Source organism: Cognatundibacterium luofuense (genome assembly GCF_018139685.1).
GTDB lineage: Bacteria > Pseudomonadota > Gammaproteobacteria > Burkholderiales > Burkholderiaceae_D > Undibacterium > Undibacterium luofuense.
In genome coordinates this window covers 1-410 of sequence record NZ_JAGSPN010000206.1, presented here as the reverse complement: position 1 = coordinate 410, position 410 = coordinate 1, and the positions used below count along the sequence as shown (strand labels likewise).

The window sequence follows — 410 nt, the reverse complement described above, 5'->3', positions numbered from 1 at the left end:
GTATTCACACCCGGAAAAAAATTGACGCGGTATTTCGCGAGTTCTTTCACAAAGCCCGGCATGTCACGCGGATTGGGAATCAAGACATTCATCGCGCCCCAACGCATCCCCATGAGCATGCAGGCATTCAATGCCAGGATGTGATACAGCGGCAAAGCGCAGACGGTGACCAGCGCGCCTTTTTCAGCTTCATGGCGCATCGTAGGCCCTGCCCAGGCATCGTTTTGCAGCATGTTGGCGATCACATTCCTGTGCGTCAGCGTTGCACCTTTAGACAAACCCGTTGTGCCGCCGGTGTATTGCAGGAAAGCGATATCGGTATGCGTGACCGCTACTTCTTGCAAACTCAGTTTTGCGCCCTGCGCCAGCGCTGTGCGAAAGCGGATGGAACCCGGCAAACAGAAGGCTGG

At 55.4% G+C, this 410-nt stretch carries 1 protein-coding gene; it reads right to left on the bottom strand.

What is annotated here, in order from left to right:
• The coding region (locus KDM89_RS20045) for an AMP-binding protein (protein ID WP_212689636.1) at positions 1–410 on the bottom strand (410 nt) is incomplete at both ends.